The organism is Marinitenerispora sediminis (assembly GCF_003336425.1).
In the GTDB taxonomy this organism is placed as follows: domain Bacteria; phylum Actinomycetota; class Actinomycetes; order Streptosporangiales; family Streptosporangiaceae; genus Marinitenerispora; species Marinitenerispora sediminis.
The window spans coordinates 50,051-66,699 of record NZ_QEIO01000004.1 but is presented as its reverse complement, the minus strand read 5'-3'; the positions used below and the strand labels follow the sequence as shown (position 1 = coordinate 66,699).

The following is a 16,649-nucleotide window of genomic DNA, read 5'->3' as shown; positions in this document are numbered from 1 at the left end:
GCGACCGACCCACCCCTCCCGCGAAGGAGCGAAGGCACGTGAGTACTCCCGCCCCCCTTTCGGTCCAGCTCTACAGCGTCCGCGACGCACTCGCCGCCGACCCCGACGCCGCGCTCGCCCGGCTCGCCGAGACCGGTTTCCGCGCCGTCGAGCCGTTCGGCCTCGGCGTCCCGGCCATCGCGGCCGACGAGCGGCTGGCCCGCGCGCGCAAGCTGCGCGGCTCCCTGGACGCGGCCGGGCTCGGCGTCTCGGCGGTGCACTGCGGCCTGCCGGCCGACCTCGGCGCACTGGCGGAGGAGGTCGCCGCGCTGGGCGCCGACACCGCCTACATCGCGGTCCCGGGCATGGTGCCCGGCTTCGACAACGACGTCTTCGGCGACGCCGACCGGCTCGCCGCGTTCGCCGACACCCTGAACGCGGCGGCGGAAACGCTCGCGGCGTCGGGCGTCCGGCTCGGCTACCACAACCACGAGTTCGAGTGGGCGAGGCTCCCGGACGGCCGCTACGGCTACGACGTCTTCTGGTCGCTCGCCGACGACCGGCTCGTGGCGGAGCTCGACGTCTACTGGGCCGCGGTCGCGGGCGTCGACCCGGCCGCCGCGCTGGCCGCCCTCGGGCCGCGGGCGGTGGCCGTGCACCTCAAGGACGGCCCGGCCGAGCGGGGGAAGCCGCAGACCCCGCTCGGAACCGGCGACGTGGACGTCGCCGCGGCGGTCGCGGCGGCGCCGGGCCTGGCGTGGCACGTCACCGAGATCGACACCACCGAGCAGGACGAGTTCGAGCTGCTCGCGGCCAACGCCCGGTACCTGGTGGAGAACGGGCTGTCCCGCTGGGAGTAGCGTCGTGCCGGCGTCCCGCCCCGGCCGGTCAACGGCGCCCGGCCGGTGCGGGGCGCATCGGCGCGCAACCGCTTCCGCCGCGGCTCGGGCGACGGCGCACCGGCCCATGAGCGCCCGGCGGCACCTCGGCCCCGCGGATCGGGGCGGCCGGCGCCTCACTCGGTGCGGCAGACGATCCGCGCCCGACGCAGCCCCTCCCCCGGCCCTGGCTGGTGCCCATGGCGCAGCGGGTGCCGTCCGGGCCGGTCGGCCCGCGCCCGCGTACCGGCGTCCCCGTCGGCGGGCACCGCCAGCACCGCCCCCGCCAGGCCGCCCTCGTGGCTCAGCGACACCGCGACCGGCCGACCGGCCGCGTCCGTGAGCAGCGGGGCGCCCGACGCGGCGCGGTCCCAGCCGAGCGGGGCGGCGACTCCGAGGTCGCGGGCCGCCCGCTCCGCCGCCGCTCGGGCGGCGGCGGAGGCGAGCGGGCCGCGGCGGCGGCGCGGCGGGTCCGATGGGAGCCGGCGCAGCACGACCGCCGTCCGGGGCGGGGCCGGGGCACCGACCACGACCGCCACGGCGTGGCCGCCGCCCAGTCCCGCGCACCACCACCAGGCCCGGCGGCACGCCTCGGGCGGTCCCGGACGCGGGACCCGCAGCGTCACGGTCGCCGCGGGGCCGTCGAGGTCGACCTCGACACCGCGCCAGCCGATCCCGGCGAACCCGGTTCCCAGCGCCTTGACCGCGGCCTCCTTGACGGCCCACAGCAGGGCGTAGCGCTCCGGAGCCGCGCCGGCCCACGCGGACTCCCGGCCGCTGAACGCCGTCGTGCGCACGCCGGGTGTGCGGGCGAGCCGCTCCCGCCAGCCGCGGACGGAGGTGACGTCGATGCCGGCGAGCGGCGGCCCGGCCACCTCAGCCGGCGGGGGCGAGCCGGTGCCGGCGCTCCGCCTCGCCCCTCATCGCGGCGAGGTCCTCGACGCCGCTGCGCTCGATCCCGGTGCGCAGCAGCTCGGCCGCCTCCTCTTCGGTGAACTTTCCGGCGATGAGGCCGTCCTCCGGCGCGCGGATGACGTAGTCGTGCGTCACCACGAGCTGGGTGCGGCCGCCGCGCAGCGGGTAGACCCGCCACTCGCCGCCCATGTGGTCCACCAGCGGAGCCCTGTCGATCTGGTGGTAGGCGACCACCCGGTTGGCGGCGTCGATCTCACGGCGGCTGACCCACGCCTGCACCTGCCCGCCGACGTCCACGACGCGCCGCACGACCTGGTAGTCCGCGCCCTCCTCCACGATCTCCGACTCCAGGGTGGCGGGGAACAGCCGGGCGTAGCCCTCGACGTCGCACACCACCTCCCAGACGGTCTCCACGGGGGCGTCGATGGTCGTGGCGTGCTCGGTGTGGATCACGGGCCGGTCCTCTCCGGTACGGGTCGCGGTGATGCCGATCGGCACGGTCGGCGGGTCGGCGGCCTCCCGGTCCAGGAGGCGGGCGAGGTCGGCGACGGTCTGCGCGCCCTTGAGCGTCCGGCCGTGCACACGGCGCCCGGTGCCGGCCATGACAGCGGCGGCGATCTCCACGAGTTCGGTGGAGTCGACGTCGAGGTCGGCGCGCAGCAGGGTGCCGGGCCGGATCCGCGCCGGGTCGATGTCCATGGCGATGAGCGCGGCCCGGACGCGCTCGTAGCCGGCGGTGTGGTCGGGCGCGTCGGTCGCGGTCGGGTCGGTCATGTGGCCTCCATGCGATGCTCGGTGTCGTTGCGTGCCGCGGTGGCTGGTGCGGTGCGGGCGGGCGTCAGCACGCGCTCAGCAGGCAGGCGGCCACGGTGCCGTCCGCGCCCCGGGCGTTGATCAGCGCGTGCCGGGTCCGGTGGCCGCGTGGCCGGCGCACCACGTGGCCGGTCCGGTCGCCGGACACGCCGACCTCCTCGGCGCCGCCGGGCGCGGCGACCGGCGGCAGGGCACCGTGGCGCATGGCGAGCAGCGCGCCGGCCGCCTCCACGGCGGCCGCGGCCCCGAGCAGGTGCCCGGTGACCGGTTTGACGGTGGTCTGGCCGCGTTCCTCACCGGGCGGGCCGAGGACCCGCTCCAGGACGGCCAGTTCACCGGCGTCGGCGGGCACGGTGCCCTGGGCGTCGAGGCCGACGTAGTCGACCTCCGCCGGTCCGACGCCGGCCTCGGCCATGGCCGCGCCGACCACCCGGGCCAGCACCCGGCGGCCGGCCGCCCCGAAGACCTCCGTCTGCCGGGCGTGGCCCGCGGCGAAGCCGGCCACCCGCCCGTACGCCCGGGCGCCGCGTTCCCGGGCGGCCCCGGCGTCCTCCAGGGCGAGGACGACGGCGCCCTCCCCGACGCAGAAGCCGCTCGCCCGGCGGTCGTAGGGCAGGTATCCGCCGGTGCTGAGCCGGCCGTCCTTGGCGCAGAACACGTGGCTGTAGGGGGTGACCGGCGCCTCGGCGCCGCCGCACAGCATGACGCGGGCCCGCCCCTCCCGCACGGCGCGCATGCCGTAGCCGATGGCGAGGGCCGCGCCGGCGGTGTCGGCCGCCACGGTCTTACCGAACCCCTTGTGCCCGTGCGCGATGGTGATCTGGCCCTGCGCGGCGGTCGGGAACCACGCCGACGCGATGTAGGGGCTCACGCCGGTGCCGCCCTCCGTGTGGAGGCGGCGCAGGCTCGGCTCGGTGATCTCCCATCCGCCGTACATGTTGCCGAGGTAGACGCCGATGTCCCCGGGCGGTCCGGCGTCGCGCAGTCCAGCGTCGGCGAGGGCCGCCTCGGCGGCGACCACGGCCAGCGCGGTGAACCGGTCCATGCGCTTGCGGGCGCGGCCGGGCAGCGCGGCCAGGACGTCGTCGCGCACCACCCCCGCGCGGTCGGTCGGATGGCCCGTGGTGTCGAAGCGGTCGATGGGTGCGACGCGGCTGCTGCCCCGGCTGGCCAGCTCCCAGAACTCGTCCGGCGTTCCGGCACCGGGCAGCGCCACTCCCATTCCGGTGATGACGACCTCGCGCATGCTCACTCCGTGCGTGGTTCAGGGGCCCGGGCGGGCCGCGGGCGGCTGGGTGCGGCGGCGCGCGGCGCGGCCGCGGCCCGGTCCCGGCGGCGGCCCCGTGTGCGGGGCTCCCGAGCGGCCGGCCTCGGCGCCGCGTACCCGGACGGGGGCCGGCGCACGGCGGTCCGCGCCGCCGCCGGTGCTCCCCGGCGGCCGGGCAGACGGGCTCCGCACCGGCCCCTCATGCCGCGCCGAGGACGACGGTCGAGTGGATGCCGCCGAATCCGCTGGACAGACTGGCGATGACCCCCGGTCGCGCCTCCCGCGCGGTGCCGGGCACGTAGTCCAGGTCGCACCGCTCGTCGGGCTCCTCCAGGTTGATCGTGGGCGGCAGGACGCCGTCGCGCAGCGCCAGGACGCACGCCGCGAACTCCAGCGCGTTGGCGGCGGCCAGCGCGTGCCCGACCATGGACTTGGTGGAGCTGACCGGCGTGCTCCGGGCGTGGGGGCCGAGGACCCGTTTGACGGCGTTGGTCTCGCACACGTCGTTCTGCGGGGTGGAGCTGCCGTGGGCGTTGACGTAGCCGACCCGCTGCGGCGCGCACCGCGCGTCGTCGAGGGCCAGGCGGAACGAGCGCGCGAGGTCCACGCCGTCGGCGGCGAGGTCGGTCATGTGGAAGGCGTTGCACGTGCTGCCGTATCCCAGCACCTCTCCGAGGACCGGAGCGCCGCGTGCCCGGGCGTGCCGCCACTCCTCCAGGACGGCGATCCCGGCGCCCTCGGCCAGCACGAAGCCGTCGCGGTCCCGGTCGAACGGCCGCGAGGCGTGCTCCGGGTCGCCGTTGCGGACCGAGAGCGCGCCGATGACGTCGAAGCTCGCCACCACGAACGGCGTGATGGGCGCCTCGGCGCCGCCGGCGAGCATGACGTCGGCGTCGCCGCGCCGGATGGCGTCGAGGGCGAACCCGATGGCGTCGTTGCCACCGGTGCAGCCGGTGGTCAGGGTGGCACACGGTCCCTCGAAGCCGTGGCGGTCGGCGACGACGCTGCCGGGCGTGGCGAAGGTGGCGGACCGGTGCAGCCGCGGGTGTGCCGCGGCGACGTCGATGGGGCCGGCCCCGCCGCCGGTGATCTCGGCGAAGTGCTCGGTCATGAACGTGGTCCCGCCGATGGCGTTGGCGACGGCGACACCCGCGCGCGCCGGGTCGATCAGCGCGGAGTCGAGGCCGGCGTTCGCGAGGGCCTCCTCGGCGGCGAGCTCCGCGAGCCGCACCACCCGGTCCTCCCCCTCGGGATCGACGGCGGCGCTGGCCGGCAGCATCGGATGCCGGATCTGCCCGGCGATCTGCGAGAGGTGGCCGCTCGGGTCGAACGCGGTGATCCGGGACACCGCGCCGCGCCCCTCCCACAGCGCGTCGGCGTACTCCTTCACGCCCGCCCCGTTGGGGGCCAGCACTCCGAGTCCGGTGACCGCGACTCTACGCATGGCGACTTCCTCCGGTATGTGCGGCGGGGCGGGCGGGCGGATCGGATGCGAGCCGACTCACCCCCACCGCGCCGCGCTCGCGGCGACGTAGCGTTCGGCGAAGAGGGCCGACACGTCGGGCAGGGCGGTCGCGGCCTGGCAGTTGACGATCGGCCATCCGCGGTCGACGCGCCGCAGCAGTCCCCGCAGCACCTGTCCCGGCCCGACCTCGACGGCGCCGTCGGGGCAGTGCTCGGCCAGGAGCACGGCGGTGTCGGCCCACCGCACCGGCGCGGTGATCTGGCGGCGCAGGTCGGCGCGGTAGGCGTCGGGGTCGTCCACGAACCCGCCGGTCACGCTGGAGACCAGGGGCGTGTGCCCGGCCCGCAGCGGGAGTTGGTCGACCACGGCGGCGTACTCGCGCTCGGCGGTCCGCATCAGCGGGGAGTGGAAGGCGCCCGCCACCGGCAGCACTCGGTACTCGGCCGCCCCGGCGGCGAGCACGGTGTGGCGGAGGTGGGTGATCCAGTCCCGCGGCCCGGACAGCACGACCTGGCGCGGCGTGTTCACGTTGGCGACGACGACGCCGCTCTCGGCGGGGAGCAGCCGCATGAGGAGATCGGGCCGCAGGCCGATGACCGCGGCCATGGCGCCGGGGACCGCCGCGGTGCAGCGGTCCATGGCGCGCGCCCGCTCCACGACGGCGTCCGTGGCCGCGTCCCGGTCCAGCCAGCCGCCGGCCACCAGGGCGCTGTACTCGCCGAGGCTGTGCCCGGCCACGGCCGCCGGGCGGGCGCCGCGCTGGACGGCGAGCTCCGCCAGGGCCACGGAGAGCGCGAAGACGGCGACCTGGGTGGGGACGGTCTCGTCCAACCGGTCCCGCGGGCCGGCCAGCATGACGTCGACGAGGTCGAGCCCGACGCGCCCGCCCGCCCGGCGCAGCACGTGGCGCAGCGCCGGCGAGCGTTCCAGCACGTCCGCACCCATACCGACGAACTGGCTGCCCTGGCCGGGAAACACAAAGGCGATCCGGACGGACATCGCGCTCCCCCATGTTCCTGACGCCCCGCGCACGGGACGTGGGCCAACATTTCGTCAGGATGACAAATCATCCTCCCAGGATCAATCAGCGACACTGACGAATCGCGGTACGAGGCGGACGACCGCGCACGGCCCGGCACCGGGACGGCCGACACGGACGAACACGTCGTGCTGCCCCGACAGCCATCGAATCGTTGGTTATGCTGACAATTGCCGAAGCCACCCGGAGCACGCGGCAGGTCCGCGCCTCCTGACCGAAGGTGACGAGTGCGACTGAGCGACCAGCCCCCGAGGGCCGACGACGCCCCGGCCTCCGACGCGCCCGCCGGCACCGGCACCCTACTCGGACAGGCCGCCCGCCTCGCCGCCGACGAGTTCGCCGAGGCGCTGCGCCCGCACGGGCTGCGCCCCCGCGACGCCCGGGTCCTCGCGCACATCGACGCCGCCGGCCCCCGGTCCCAGCAGGAGATCGGGCGGACGCTGGGCATCGACCGCACCACGATGGTGGGCGTGGTCGACCACCTCACGGAGAAGGGCCTGGTCGAACGCGTCCGCGACCCGCGCGACCGGCGGCGCTACGAGGTCCGGCTGACCCGCGAGGGCACCTCCGTGTACCGCGACCACGTCGCCCACCTCACCCGGGACGCCGACGCCCGGCTCCTCGCCCCCCTGAACACCGCCGAGCGCGCCACCCTGCACCGGCTCCTGGTCCGCCTGCTCCGGCGCACCTGAGCGCCCGAACAACCGAGGCGACCGCGGACGAAGGTGCACCGCGTCGCCCGGTCCCGGCATCTCCTCTGACGGTGCGGCAGCGGCGGCGCCTGCCGGAAGGCGGCGGAGCGAGGCGACGTGCCCGGTCGGTGCTGACACGGTCCCTCGGCGCGCCCACCGGACGCGGCGGCGCCTCCATGCCGCACGCCGCGGCCGGCACCTCGGGAGTGCCGGCCGCTCCGCGTTCACGGGCGTGTTTCACGGGCGCGGTGCGCCCGGACCTCAGTACCCGTACCTGGGCTTCAGGTGCCGCCAGAAGTCGCGGAACATCCACGCGTCGAACTCCGTGATCTGCGACGCGCTGCCCGCCCGCATCAGGAAGCCGCCGACGCCGGTCGGGGTCCAGTCGTAGAAGTCGTCCAGGCCGAAGCTGTGGCCGACCTCGTGCAGGAAGATGTGGATGTTCTCGCTGTTGCGCGCGTTGACGAAGTACTCGCGGCCCATCCGCTGGCCCCAGTCGCCGCCGGCGCCGCCGCCGAAGCCGTCGGTGAGCCACAGCGACATGTCGTAGTGCCGGGCCGCGCCGCCCGGGCAGCGGGAGTAGTCGCCGTTCTGGTTGAAGAACCGGCCGCACGCGGGCGCGCACTGCGGAGCGCCGCCGCCGTCGAGGTTGTTGACGTAGATATCGACGGAGTCGTCGTTCCACTGCAGGAGGCTGCGGTCCCGCACGGCCCAGCCGACGATGTTCACGGGGACCTGGCGGTAGGGCCACTCGTTGTGGCCCGCCATGACGTCCATCCACTTGGTGAACTGGCGGGTCAGCGCGGCGTGGATCTGGTCGCGCGTCTGCGCGGTCACCGGGGTGTCGGACTCCCAGCGGACGCAGTAGTTGATGTAGCCGCCGTTGGCCATGATCTGGTCCCACCCGTAGTTGCGGAAGCCGTACAGGTCCGGGTAGGTCGACTCGACGTGCCGCCACACCTGGTCCAGGGGCTGGACGAGGTTGGCGGGCGGGTTCCAGTCCTCGGCGGCGGGCGCCTTGGCGGGTGCCGCCGCCGGGGCCGCGACCGCACGGGCGGGCGAGGTCTCGGCCTGGGCGGGCGCCGCGACGAGCACGGACGTACCGAGCAGCATCGCCGCCGCGGCTACGGTAAGCGCTTTCTTGGCGGGGATTCGAGGGCGTCGCCATCGCATGGAGGTGTCTCCTCGCTGGGGGATGGGAGGGCAGGCGCGCGGCCGGGTCCTCCGCCGGCGAGCGTCTTCCCTCCGACTGCGGGGTCCGCCCCCGTCCTGGCCGGACGGGGGCGGACCGGTTCGGGCCGCGGGGGATCGGAGGACGGGTCCTCCGGTTATCGGCCCTCGCGGATCCGGTCCCGGATCCACTGGCCGGACTCCTTGAGGGACGCCCCGTTCCACGGGCCGCCGGCCTCACAGGTGCCGGGTCGGAAGACGGCTCCCGAGCGGAAGTCGTCCGAGTAGTTCCAGTTCACCCAGCTGATCTGCTCGCGCTCCATCAGGTCGAGGTAGCGCTGGGCCTGGTCGAAGTCGTGCGCGCCGTCGCCGGAGGCGGTCTCGGTGCCGAACTCGGTGACGAAGATCGGCAGCTGGCGGGCCGCGCGCTCCAGGGTGGCGAGGTACTGGTCGCCGTGCGAGGCCGCGTAGAAGTGGAAGGTGTACATGATGTTGTCGGCGCGCACCGGGTCGGCGATGATCTCCTGCTCGTTGGAGCCGTCGGAGACGCCGAGCGAGGACCACGCGCGGGTGCCGACGAGGATGACGGAGTCGGGGTCGCGGTCCCGGATCACCGGGATGACCTGCTCGGCATAGCTCCGGATGGCGCTCCAGCCGACCCCGTTGGGCTCGTTGGCGATCTCGTACAGCACGTTGTCCTTGCCGGCGTGCCGTTCGGCGATCTCGGCGAAGAAGGTCCGCGCCGCCGCGGTGTTGGCGTTGGGGTCGCCGGGGGTGAGGATGTGCCAGTCCACGATCGCGTACATGTCGCGCTCGGTGGCTTCCTCGATGAGCCGGTGCACCTTGTCGGTGAAGCCGCGCGGGTCGGTCTCGTAGCCGTCCTCCTGGACGTACATCGAGATGCGCAGCACGTCGGCCCGCCAGTCCTGGGCGAGGGCGTCCAGCGAGCTGTCGGTGAGGCACTGCTCGTACCACTGGAGGCCGTGGCTGCTCATGCCGCGCAGCTGGACCGGCTGGCCGCTCTCGTCGCAGAGCTTGGTGCCGCACACCTCCAGGCGGCCGTGCTCGGAGACCGGTCCGGCGGCGGCCGGGGCGGGCTGGTCCGCGGCGGCCAGCTCGGCGGGCGCGGAGCCGGCCGAGCGCCACGGCACGAACGCGGCGATCAGCGCCAGGATCAGCGCCGACGCGACGGCGGTCGACAGCAGCGCGGTTCGGGGAGTGGGATGGAAGCGGGCCATCTTCGCTCCAGGTGTCGGGGGATGGGCGGTGCCGCGTCCGCGACGCCGTCCGCGGACGGGCCGTGGCCGGACGGGGGCGACGGCGCGAGCGGAGCGCTCGGCCGCCGGGCACCCGAAAAGCTAACAGCGCATCGCGCAGCGTCAACGGCCGAACGGCCCTGGACAGCCACCGGCCCGATATGAAGCGGCTGGTCCGAGTCCCTGCCCGCGGAACGGAAACGGGCCCGCGACGGCACCACCACCGTGCCGGCACTCACCGGGCAGCACCCGCACCCCTCCCCCGAGCGCCCCCACGGCGCCGGGCGGCCCCCTGAGCGACGACCAACCGCCAGCGGACGTCCTGCCGGCGCACACCGAGCCGCCGCACTGGCCGGGTCCGGCCACGCCCCATCAGATGTGCGGTGCCGCCGGACCTCGATCCGGCCGGCATCGCGGGCGCGACCGGGAGGACGGCGCGGCGTCGCGGGCGCCCGGTCTGCGGGGCGCCCGCGGTGCCCGCCCCCGGGGGCCGGAGCAGCGGCCCGGAGGACGGTGGGCCGGGGAGTGCGGGACGGGCCGCCGGGAGCGGGAAGAGCCCGGGAGAACGGACGCGGACGGGCCGGCGGGGCGGCTGGTGGGCCCCGGCGGCTCCGTCCGCGGCGGCGGTGTTGTGGCGGCGGCTGGGCCGCCGCGGAAGGTCAGGCGGCGGCCGGGGCCGTGGCTGCCATCCGGGAACGCACGGACTTCAGCACCATGAGGACGATCTCGGCAACCAGGGCCTCGACGATCACGACGAGGGCCTTCGCGAGCAGGGTCGACAGGAAGTGAGGCACAGAAAATCCCATTTATCAGACTTTGGTGGATTACGTACGCGTTACACCCCATTCGTAGCCGCTTGGGCGGCTGTGTGGGAGTCATCGGAGTGACGACCAGGTGAACGATCGGCAATGTTCTGCACCCCGAGGCGGCGGGTGAGGACCGCCGCGACCAGCGCGAACGCCACAGCGGTCCCCAGCGCCACGGCCCAGCCGTGCGGGGCGAGCGGTCGGCAGCCGAAGAAGTGGCTCACCCCCGGTGTCTGCACCACGAAGGCGAGCACGGCGAGCGAGACGAGGCCGGCGCCGACGACCAGCGGATCGCGTCCGCCGGCCGCGACGGTCTGCGCGAGCTGGGTCCCGACCAGCGCGACCAGTCCCGTGGTGTCGGTCTGGCCGCGGGTGCCGAGCGGACGGGCCAGGAGCCAGGCGGTCTGCGCCGCCGCGGCGGTCGTCGCCGCCCGCACCGCGATGTCACGGCCGAGCACCGCGCCGAGCGAGCGCTCCGGCCCCTCCTGGAGCAGTTCCTCCTGGGTCGCGCCCTCCGGCGACCGGATCGCCAGCGCGATGGCGGGCAGCATGTCGGTGAGCAGGTTCACCAGCAGCAGCTGGCGGACGTTCAGCGGACTGCGCCCGCTGAGCAGCCCGGCTCCCACGGTGAACGCGACCTCCCCGAGGTTGCCGCCGAGCAGCACCGCCAGCGCGTTGCGGGTCGACCGCCACATGGCCCGGCTCTCGGCGATCGCGTCGGCGATCGTCTCGATCCGGTTGTCGGTGACGACCACGTCGGCCGCCTCGCGCGCCGCCGGCGTGGCACGCTCCCCCAGGGCGATCCCCACGTCGGCCAGCCGGATCGCGGGGACGTCGTTGGCGCCGTCGCCGGTGACCGCGACCACCCGGCCCGCGCCGCGCAGCGCCCGCACGACGCGGGCCTTCTGCTCGGGGCTCATCCGGGCGAACACCGCGATCCCGGCGATCTCCTCGGCCAGCCGGTCATCGGCGATCTCGTCGAGCTCCGCGCCGGTGGCCACCCGCCCGTCCAGCACGCCGAGCTCCGCGGCGACCGCCTCGGCCGTGCTCGGGTGGTCGCCAGTGATGACGATGACCTGCGCGCCCGCCGCGGAGAGCCGCACCACGGCGTCGGCCGCGGTCGGGCGGATGGGGTCGGCGATGCCGAGCAGCCCCACGAACCGCAGGTCGCGGATGCGCGACTCGGTGAGGTCGGCGCGGTCCGACGCGGGCCGTTCGGCGACGGCCAGCACCCGGTACCCCGTGCGGGCCAGCCGGTCCACCTCCTCGTGCACCGCGGCGCGCGCGGCGTCGTCGAAGTCGGCGGTGCCGTCGTCGGTGGTCCACCGCGAACAGCGGTCCAGCAGGATCTCCGGCGCGCCCTTGACGCTGAGCAGCTGCCCCTCCGGGGCCTGCCCCAGCACCGCGTGGTAGCCGCGGCTGGGCTCGAACGGCAGCTCGTCCACCCGCTCCCACTCCCCCACCCCCTCGGTGGGCGCCATCTCCAGCTGCTCGGCGCCGCGCATGATGGCGCGGTCGGTGGGGTGCGGCAGCCGGCCGCCGTTGTGGTCGGGGTTGGCGCGCAGCGCCGCGGCGACGACCTCCCGCGTGCGCGGCGTGAGGTCGTCCAGCGGGCGGGCCGTGACGCCGTCGGAGACCTGCCGCAGCCGGAGCCGGCCCTCGGTGAGGGTGCCGGTCTTGTCGAAGCACAGCACGTCGACCCGGCCCAGCGGCTCGATGGTCGTGGGGTCGCGGACCAGCGCGCCGCGCGCGGACAGCCGGCGCGCGGTGGCGAGCTGGGCCGCGGTGGCCACGAACGGCAGGCCCTCGGGCACCGCGCCCACCGTGAGCGCGACCGCCGGACCGAGCGCCTGGCCCAGGGTCCGGCCGCGCAGCAGCTGCGCGACCATGAGGACGACACCCGCCCCCAGCGAGAGCGGCAGCGTGACGTCGGTGAGCCGGCGCAGGTGGGTCTGCACGCCGCCGGGGCGGCGCTGCTCGGGTGCCAGACGGGTGGTCCGGCCGATCTCGGTGCGGTCGCCGGTGGCCACGACGACCGCGATCCCCTCGCCCACCGCCACGACCGTGCCCTGGTACAGCATCGAGTACCGGTCCGCCACGGCACCCGCGGTGCTCGGAGCGGGGGACTTCGCGACCAGCTGGGACTCGCCGGTGAGGCTGGACTCGTCCACCTCCAGGTCCTCTGCGGCGAGCAGCCGGCAGTCCGCGGGGACGGCGTCCCCGGCCGTCAGGGCGATCACGTCGCCGGGCACGAGCTCGTCGCCGGAGACCGGGACAGGCGTGTCAGCGTCCGGGCGGCGCACCCGGGTGCGCACCGCGCTCAGGTCGACCAGCCGGCGCAGCGCCCGGTCGACGCCCAGGCGCTGCACACCGGACATGGAGGCGTTCACCCCGAGGACGGCGGCGATGAGCGCCGCGTCCACGGCGGAGCCGAGCACGGCGGAGATGCCGGCGCCGGCCGCCAGCGCGGGGGTGAGGGGGTTGTCCAGCTCCTCTAGGAGGATCCGCCCGAAGCCGGGGGACGCCGGCTCGCCGCGCTCCTCCTCGCCGGCGGCGCGGCGCCGTGCCGCCTCCTCCCTGGCCAGGCCGGAGGCCGAGGAGTCCAGCGAGCTGAGCACGGCCTCGGCCGGCCACGCGTGCCAGGGGGTGCGCTGCTCCGGCACCGGGTCGGGGCGCCGGGCGAGCGTCATCGCGGCCCAGGCGCCGTCGGCCATGGCGAAGGCCATCGCCGCGTGCACCGCCATGGCGGCCCGCGCCGACGAGCCGAACCCGGGGCCGGCCGCGGCGAGCAGCAGTGCGGCGGCCGAGCCGACGCTGGAGATACGGGCGCTGCGCCGGCTCGTGGTCCGCGCCGCCTCCACCGCGTCGAGCAGCCGGCAGGCCCCGGCGAGGTCGGGCCCGCACAGGAAGTGCGCCGCCCAGGGGGTGCCGGGCGAGCGGCCGAGCAGCCCGATGCCGACATCCGCCACCGCGAGCGCGGACGGCCGCCGGTCGCAGATAAGCGCGACACCGTACCCCTCGCGCTGGAGCTTGCGGAGCGACGCGCGCAGCTCCCCGTCCCCGGGGAGCACCCGGTCGACGGGCAGCCGCTCCTCGATCCCGGTGCCCTCCCCCGCGATCGCCACCGGGCCGACCCGGCGGGCCGCCGCGATCAGCGCCGCCGCCAGCGGGTCGAGCTCGGGAAGCACGGCGGCGACCGCGGCGAGCTCGCCGTCCCGGCGGAGCGCGATCGGGTGGCCGCCCTTGCGCAGGCACGCCTCGACCGCGTCGCGCGCGCCGGAGGGGACCTGGGTGCGGCCGAGGGGGGTCACCGACCACCCCTTCCGGGTCCGGCGGCGGTCGGGGCGACGGGAGTCGACCAGCGCCAGCGCCTGCGCGTAGCACTCCTCCGCGGTGAGGGCGGCGGAGAGGGGAAGCACCTCGTCGATCCGCCACTCGCCGCTGGTGAGCACCGCGGTGTCGACGAGCACGGCGCTGACGCGGTCCAGCCGCCGCAGGACGCGGATGTCCCGGGTGACGATGCCCCGCTCGGCGGCGGCCGCGCCGAAGAGGGCGGCGAACATCTCCCGCCCGAGCCACGCGGCGCGCGGGAGCCCCGCGACCAGGATGCCCTGCACGCGGTCCGCGTTGCGGGTGAGGGCGTAGGCGGCGCCGCCGACGGCCAGCGTGATCGGGGCCAGCCGGGCGGCCAGCTCGACCGGGCCGGGCGGCAGCGGGACCGGACGCGGCTCGTGCTCCAGCGGGCGCGCCCGGAAATCGTCGAGGTCGGCGTCGAGCTCGGGCGCCCGGCGGTCCCACACCCGTTTGTGCGCCTGGGCCTCGGCGCAGCGCACCACCCCGTTGAGGGCGTCGATCGCCAGGCCCACCGGCTCCTGCCCCAGCGTGTGCGCGACGGTGATCCCCGCGCTGAACAGCAGGTCCGTCGCCCGGCGGCCCACGGCCCGGCCCAGTCCGTCGCGGATGGCGGGGGTCATGCCGGCCAGGATGAGCACGGTGGAGGTCGCCGGAGGCACCGCGGGCAGGCGCAGCGCCTTCGCGGCGAGGGCGACCCCGCAGCCGGCGAGGTTCGCGCCGACCCGGCGCATCTCGGTCCGCACGGTCCCCAGGTCGCCCGGGTGCGGAATGGGCGAGAAGCCGGCCCCGTGCAGCCCGTTGCGCCGTTCGAGCTCTTTGACGGTCTCGACAAGGTCCTCCGGCCGGATCTCCGGCTCGTGGTCGATCCGCACGCGCCCCAGGACGCCGTTCACCTCGGCCCGGTGCACCCCGCCGACGCGCATCAGCTCGCGTTCCAGTTCCCGGGCGGCCTCCTCGCTGCCGGGCCGGTGCGCACCGCGCAGCCGGACGTCGAGTCGGCCCGGCGTGATGACGGTGTAACGGCTGGTGGACGTCGGCGCGTCCGCCCCGCAGCGGGCGGTGCCGAGCGCGGGCAGCGCGGGCAGCGCCCTGGTGATCTCCATGGTGACGCCGAGCAGGTGACCGAGCAGCATGGACCGTGCCTTCTCATCGGATCGAGCGGTGCGGGGCCGGGGGTACTCACAGCGGAGCTGCGACCGGTACCGGTCGCAGCTCCTGCGCGGCTGTCACGACGCGGGTTCGGCGCCCTTGGCCGCGGCGGCCTCCTTCCCGGGCCGCTCGCTCCGGCCCGGCTCGCCCTGCGTGGCGGCCGCCCAGCCGCCGCGGGCCCGCCGGGCCACCGCCGTTCCGACGCCGATGGCGGCGGCCACCGGCCACTCGATGACCCCGAACACGGCGAGCGCGCCGAGCCCCGTGTAGTAGGCGCACTGCCCGGGCGACGGCAGGTGCTCGGCGACGGACCGGCCCGCCCGCGCGACTTCCTGACCGCTCGGCACCGACGGCGCCGGCACGTGGATCCGGTGGACCCGCATCTCCGGGGCGATGATGGGAACCGTGAGGGTGGCGCGCCGGTGCCCGTCCCCGCCTTCCGGCTTCTCCGACGCTTCACCGCGTCTGGGCTGGGGCGCGGCCTGTCCTGCGCCGCCTCTGCGGACGAGGTTCCTCCACGCTTCGATCATGTGTCCTCTCCCCCTCGCCGATCGGTCCACGACCGACGGTCGCGCGTGTGCCCGCCCCCGCCGCGGGCCGCGAACGCCCGCGAACGCGGGTCGGCCACTCCGGGGACCGTCTCGGCTGTTCTACCCGCGAACGTTCCAGGCATCAGTTCTTGGAAGCCAGCTACCAGCCAATTCACCCCATATCCCGGCAATGCCCCGGCCAGATCGGCGGTCGGCGCGCCGGCGTAGGAGGTCGCATCGGTCGCGCGAGCGACGCGGGCGGCGGAACAGCGGTGCCGCGGACCAGCCGCGGGACGGGCTTCGGGCGGGCCGGCGACCGCGCCCGGCCACGCCGGCGGCCGCAGGCGGGCCGGCGCGGGAGCACCGCCCGAAGCGCCCGGCCGCGCGGGGATAGGGCGGCGCGGACGGTCGCCACCCCGGCGGTGGAGGCGAGGCGGGCGGTGCTCGTGCGCCCAGGCCGCCGCGCCCGAATCGGGGGCCGGCCGCCGCGGAGCGCCGTACCCCGGCGGGTGGGCGGCGGGCGGCACGCCCGTCCCCATGCCGATGTCGAAGACGAGAGCGCGGGCAGGGGTCCGGGCGACGGGGCCCGCCGTCCTCGCCGCGTGCCGCGGAAGCCGCCGCACCGCGGCGACTCGGGACCGCGCCAGGAGGTCGGCGACGGGCTCCCGGAGCCGCCCCGCAGGTGCGGCTAGCCCGCGGGCGGCGGGGACTCCGCGGGCCGCCCGGTGCGCTGGGAGCGGATCCGCCGCCAGGCGCACTCCCAGTCGTAGAGGTAGGCCTCCCCCTCGGAGCTGCCGGGGTTGATGCCGGCCTCCTCCAGGCAGCCGCGCACGAACTTGCGGGTGGCCGGCCAGGTGGGGGTACCGCTGCCGGCCGCGACGTTCCACATGGTCGAGGCGGAGCCCACCGGCGGCCGGCGGGCCAGGGCGGCGAAGGCCGGCTCCCCGGCCGCCAACCGCAGCTGTCTCAGCAGGTCGCGGAAGCCGACGACGTCGGCGGCCAGGTCGGGGCGGGGAAAGTCCGCGAGCCGCTCGGCGCCGGTGGGACGGACCCGCACCACCACGGCGACGCGGCGCAGCGTCTCCTCGATGTCCCCGCGGCCCTGCGGGTACTGGGCGAGCGCGTACAGGGAGGCGCGGAACAGCGCGCGGATCCGCCGGTACCCCAGCTGGTCGAGGTAGAGGGCGTCGGGACGGAGGTCGGGGGCGGGGCCGGCGGAGCGCGTCATCGGCCGCTCCCACCGGCGCCCGCCTCCGCGGCTCCGGCGGCCGGCGGCGGCGTGGCGGGGATGGACGTGGTAGCGGTTCCCGGGAGGGGCGGCGCAGCAGTCGCCATG

Annotated in this window: 13 protein-coding genes; 2 read left to right on the top strand and 11 right to left on the bottom strand. The window is 76.2% G+C overall.

Annotation, left to right across the window (positions count from 1 at the left end):
• Positions 1-38 precede the first annotated feature (38 nt).
• Complete coding sequence (locus DEF28_RS01500; protein ID WP_114400215.1) at positions 39-839, top strand: sugar phosphate isomerase/epimerase family protein; 801 nt, start codon at positions 39-41, stop codon at positions 837-839.
• Between the two features lie 155 nt (positions 840-994).
• On the opposite strand, the gene DEF28_RS01495 is transcribed toward DEF28_RS01500, so the two are convergent.
• From DEF28_RS01495 to DEF28_RS01475, 5 genes are all read right to left on the bottom strand, one after another.
• Positions 995-1,732: a 4'-phosphopantetheinyl transferase family protein gene (locus tag DEF28_RS01495; protein ID WP_114400214.1), complete on the bottom strand. Its 738-nt coding sequence runs from the start codon at positions 1,730-1,732 to the stop codon at positions 995-997.
• Between the two features lies 1 nt (position 1,733).
• Positions 1,734-2,546 carry an SRPBCC family protein gene (locus tag DEF28_RS01490; protein WP_114400213.1) on the bottom strand — a complete coding sequence of 271 codons (813 nt, stop codon included), beginning with the start codon at positions 2,544-2,546 and terminating at the stop codon, positions 1,734-1,736.
• Between the two features lie 64 nt (positions 2,547-2,610).
• On the bottom strand, positions 2,611-3,831 hold the full coding sequence (locus tag DEF28_RS01485) for a beta-ketoacyl synthase N-terminal-like domain-containing protein (RefSeq protein ID WP_114400212.1): 1,221 nt from the start codon (positions 3,829-3,831) through the stop codon (positions 2,611-2,613).
• Between the two features lie 220 nt (positions 3,832-4,051).
• Positions 4,052-5,296, bottom strand: coding sequence for a beta-ketoacyl-[acyl-carrier-protein] synthase family protein (locus DEF28_RS01480; protein ID WP_114400211.1), 1,245 nt, complete (start codon positions 5,294-5,296; stop codon positions 4,052-4,054).
• Between the two features lie 57 nt (positions 5,297-5,353).
• On the bottom strand, positions 5,354-6,316 hold the full coding sequence (locus DEF28_RS01475) for an ACP S-malonyltransferase (protein ID WP_114400210.1): 963 nt from the start codon (positions 6,314-6,316) through the stop codon (positions 5,354-5,356).
• Between the two features lie 267 nt (positions 6,317-6,583).
• Between DEF28_RS01475 and DEF28_RS28760 the strand changes: the two genes are divergently transcribed.
• Positions 6,584-7,048, top strand: coding sequence for a MarR family winged helix-turn-helix transcriptional regulator (locus DEF28_RS28760; RefSeq protein ID WP_114400209.1), 465 nt, complete (start codon positions 6,584-6,586; stop codon positions 7,046-7,048).
• Positions 7,049-7,309: 261 nt separating this feature from the next.
• Here DEF28_RS28760 and DEF28_RS01465 read toward each other — a convergent pair whose 3' ends face one another.
• The 6 genes from DEF28_RS01465 to DEF28_RS01445 all read right to left on the bottom strand — a co-directional run bounded on the left by DEF28_RS01465 (position 7,310) and on the right by DEF28_RS01445 (position 16,541).
• Positions 7,310-8,161, bottom strand: a complete 852-nt coding sequence (locus DEF28_RS01465; protein ID WP_114400208.1) for a hypothetical protein — start codon at positions 8,159-8,161, stop codon at positions 7,310-7,312.
• A 215-nt stretch (positions 8,162-8,376) separates the two neighbouring features.
• Positions 8,377-9,456 carry a glycoside hydrolase family 5 protein gene (locus DEF28_RS01460; RefSeq protein WP_114400207.1) on the bottom strand — a complete coding sequence of 360 codons (1,080 nt, stop codon included), beginning with the start codon at positions 9,454-9,456 and terminating at the stop codon, positions 8,377-8,379.
• Positions 9,457-10,133: 677 nt separating this feature from the next.
• Positions 10,134-10,280, bottom strand: coding sequence for a hypothetical protein (locus DEF28_RS27385; RefSeq protein WP_158562741.1), 147 nt, complete (start codon positions 10,278-10,280; stop codon positions 10,134-10,136).
• Between the two features lie 29 nt (positions 10,281-10,309).
• Positions 10,310-14,767 (bottom strand): HAD-IC family P-type ATPase, encoded by a 4,458-nt coding sequence (locus DEF28_RS01455; protein ID WP_114397217.1) that lies wholly within the window; start codon positions 14,765-14,767, stop codon positions 10,310-10,312.
• Between the two features lie 93 nt (positions 14,768-14,860).
• On the bottom strand, positions 14,861-15,166 hold the full coding sequence (locus tag DEF28_RS01450) for a hypothetical protein (RefSeq protein ID WP_114446091.1): 306 nt from the start codon (positions 15,164-15,166) through the stop codon (positions 14,861-14,863).
• A gap of 835 nt (positions 15,167-16,001) precedes the next feature.
• The gene (locus DEF28_RS01445; RefSeq protein WP_114397219.1) at positions 16,002-16,541 is read right to left on the bottom strand and encodes a hypothetical protein; all 540 of its coding nucleotides are present in this window, start codon (positions 16,539-16,541) and stop codon (positions 16,002-16,004) included.
• Between the last annotated feature and the right edge of the window lie 108 nt (positions 16,542-16,649).

Bases quoted from the DNA above. Each gene is read 5' to 3' on its own strand.
- DEF28_RS01490 (WP_114400213.1), bottom strand. From the start codon at position 2,546: ATGACCGACCCGACCGCGACCGACGCGCCCGACCACACCGCCGGCTAC.
- DEF28_RS01485 (WP_114400212.1), bottom strand. From the start codon at position 3,831: ATGCGCGAGGTCGTCATCACCGGAATGGGAGTGGCGCTGCCCGGTGCC.
- DEF28_RS01480 (WP_114400211.1), bottom strand. From the start codon at position 5,296: ATGCGTAGAGTCGCGGTCACCGGACTCGGAGTGCTGGCCCCCAACGGG.
- DEF28_RS01475 (WP_114400210.1), bottom strand. From the start codon at position 6,316: ATGTCCGTCCGGATCGCCTTTGTGTTTCCCGGCCAGGGCAGCCAGTTC.
- DEF28_RS01465 (WP_114400208.1), bottom strand. From the start codon at position 8,161: ATGCTGCTCGGTACGTCCGTGCTCGTCGCGGCGCCCGCCCAGGCCGAG.
- DEF28_RS01460 (WP_114400207.1), bottom strand. From the start codon at position 9,456: ATGGCCCGCTTCCATCCCACTCCCCGAACCGCGCTGCTGTCGACCGCC.
- DEF28_RS27385 (WP_158562741.1), bottom strand. From the start codon at position 10,280: ATGGGATTTTCTGTGCCTCACTTCCTGTCGACCCTGCTCGCGAAGGCC.
- DEF28_RS01455 (WP_114397217.1), bottom strand. From the start codon at position 14,767: ATGCTGCTCGGTCACCTGCTCGGCGTCACCATGGAGATCACCAGGGCG.
- DEF28_RS01450 (WP_114446091.1), bottom strand. From the start codon at position 15,166: ATGCGGGTCCACCGGATCCACGTGCCGGCGCCGTCGGTGCCGAGCGGT.
- DEF28_RS01445 (WP_114397219.1), bottom strand. From the start codon at position 16,541: ATGACGCGCTCCGCCGGCCCCGCCCCCGACCTCCGTCCCGACGCCCTC.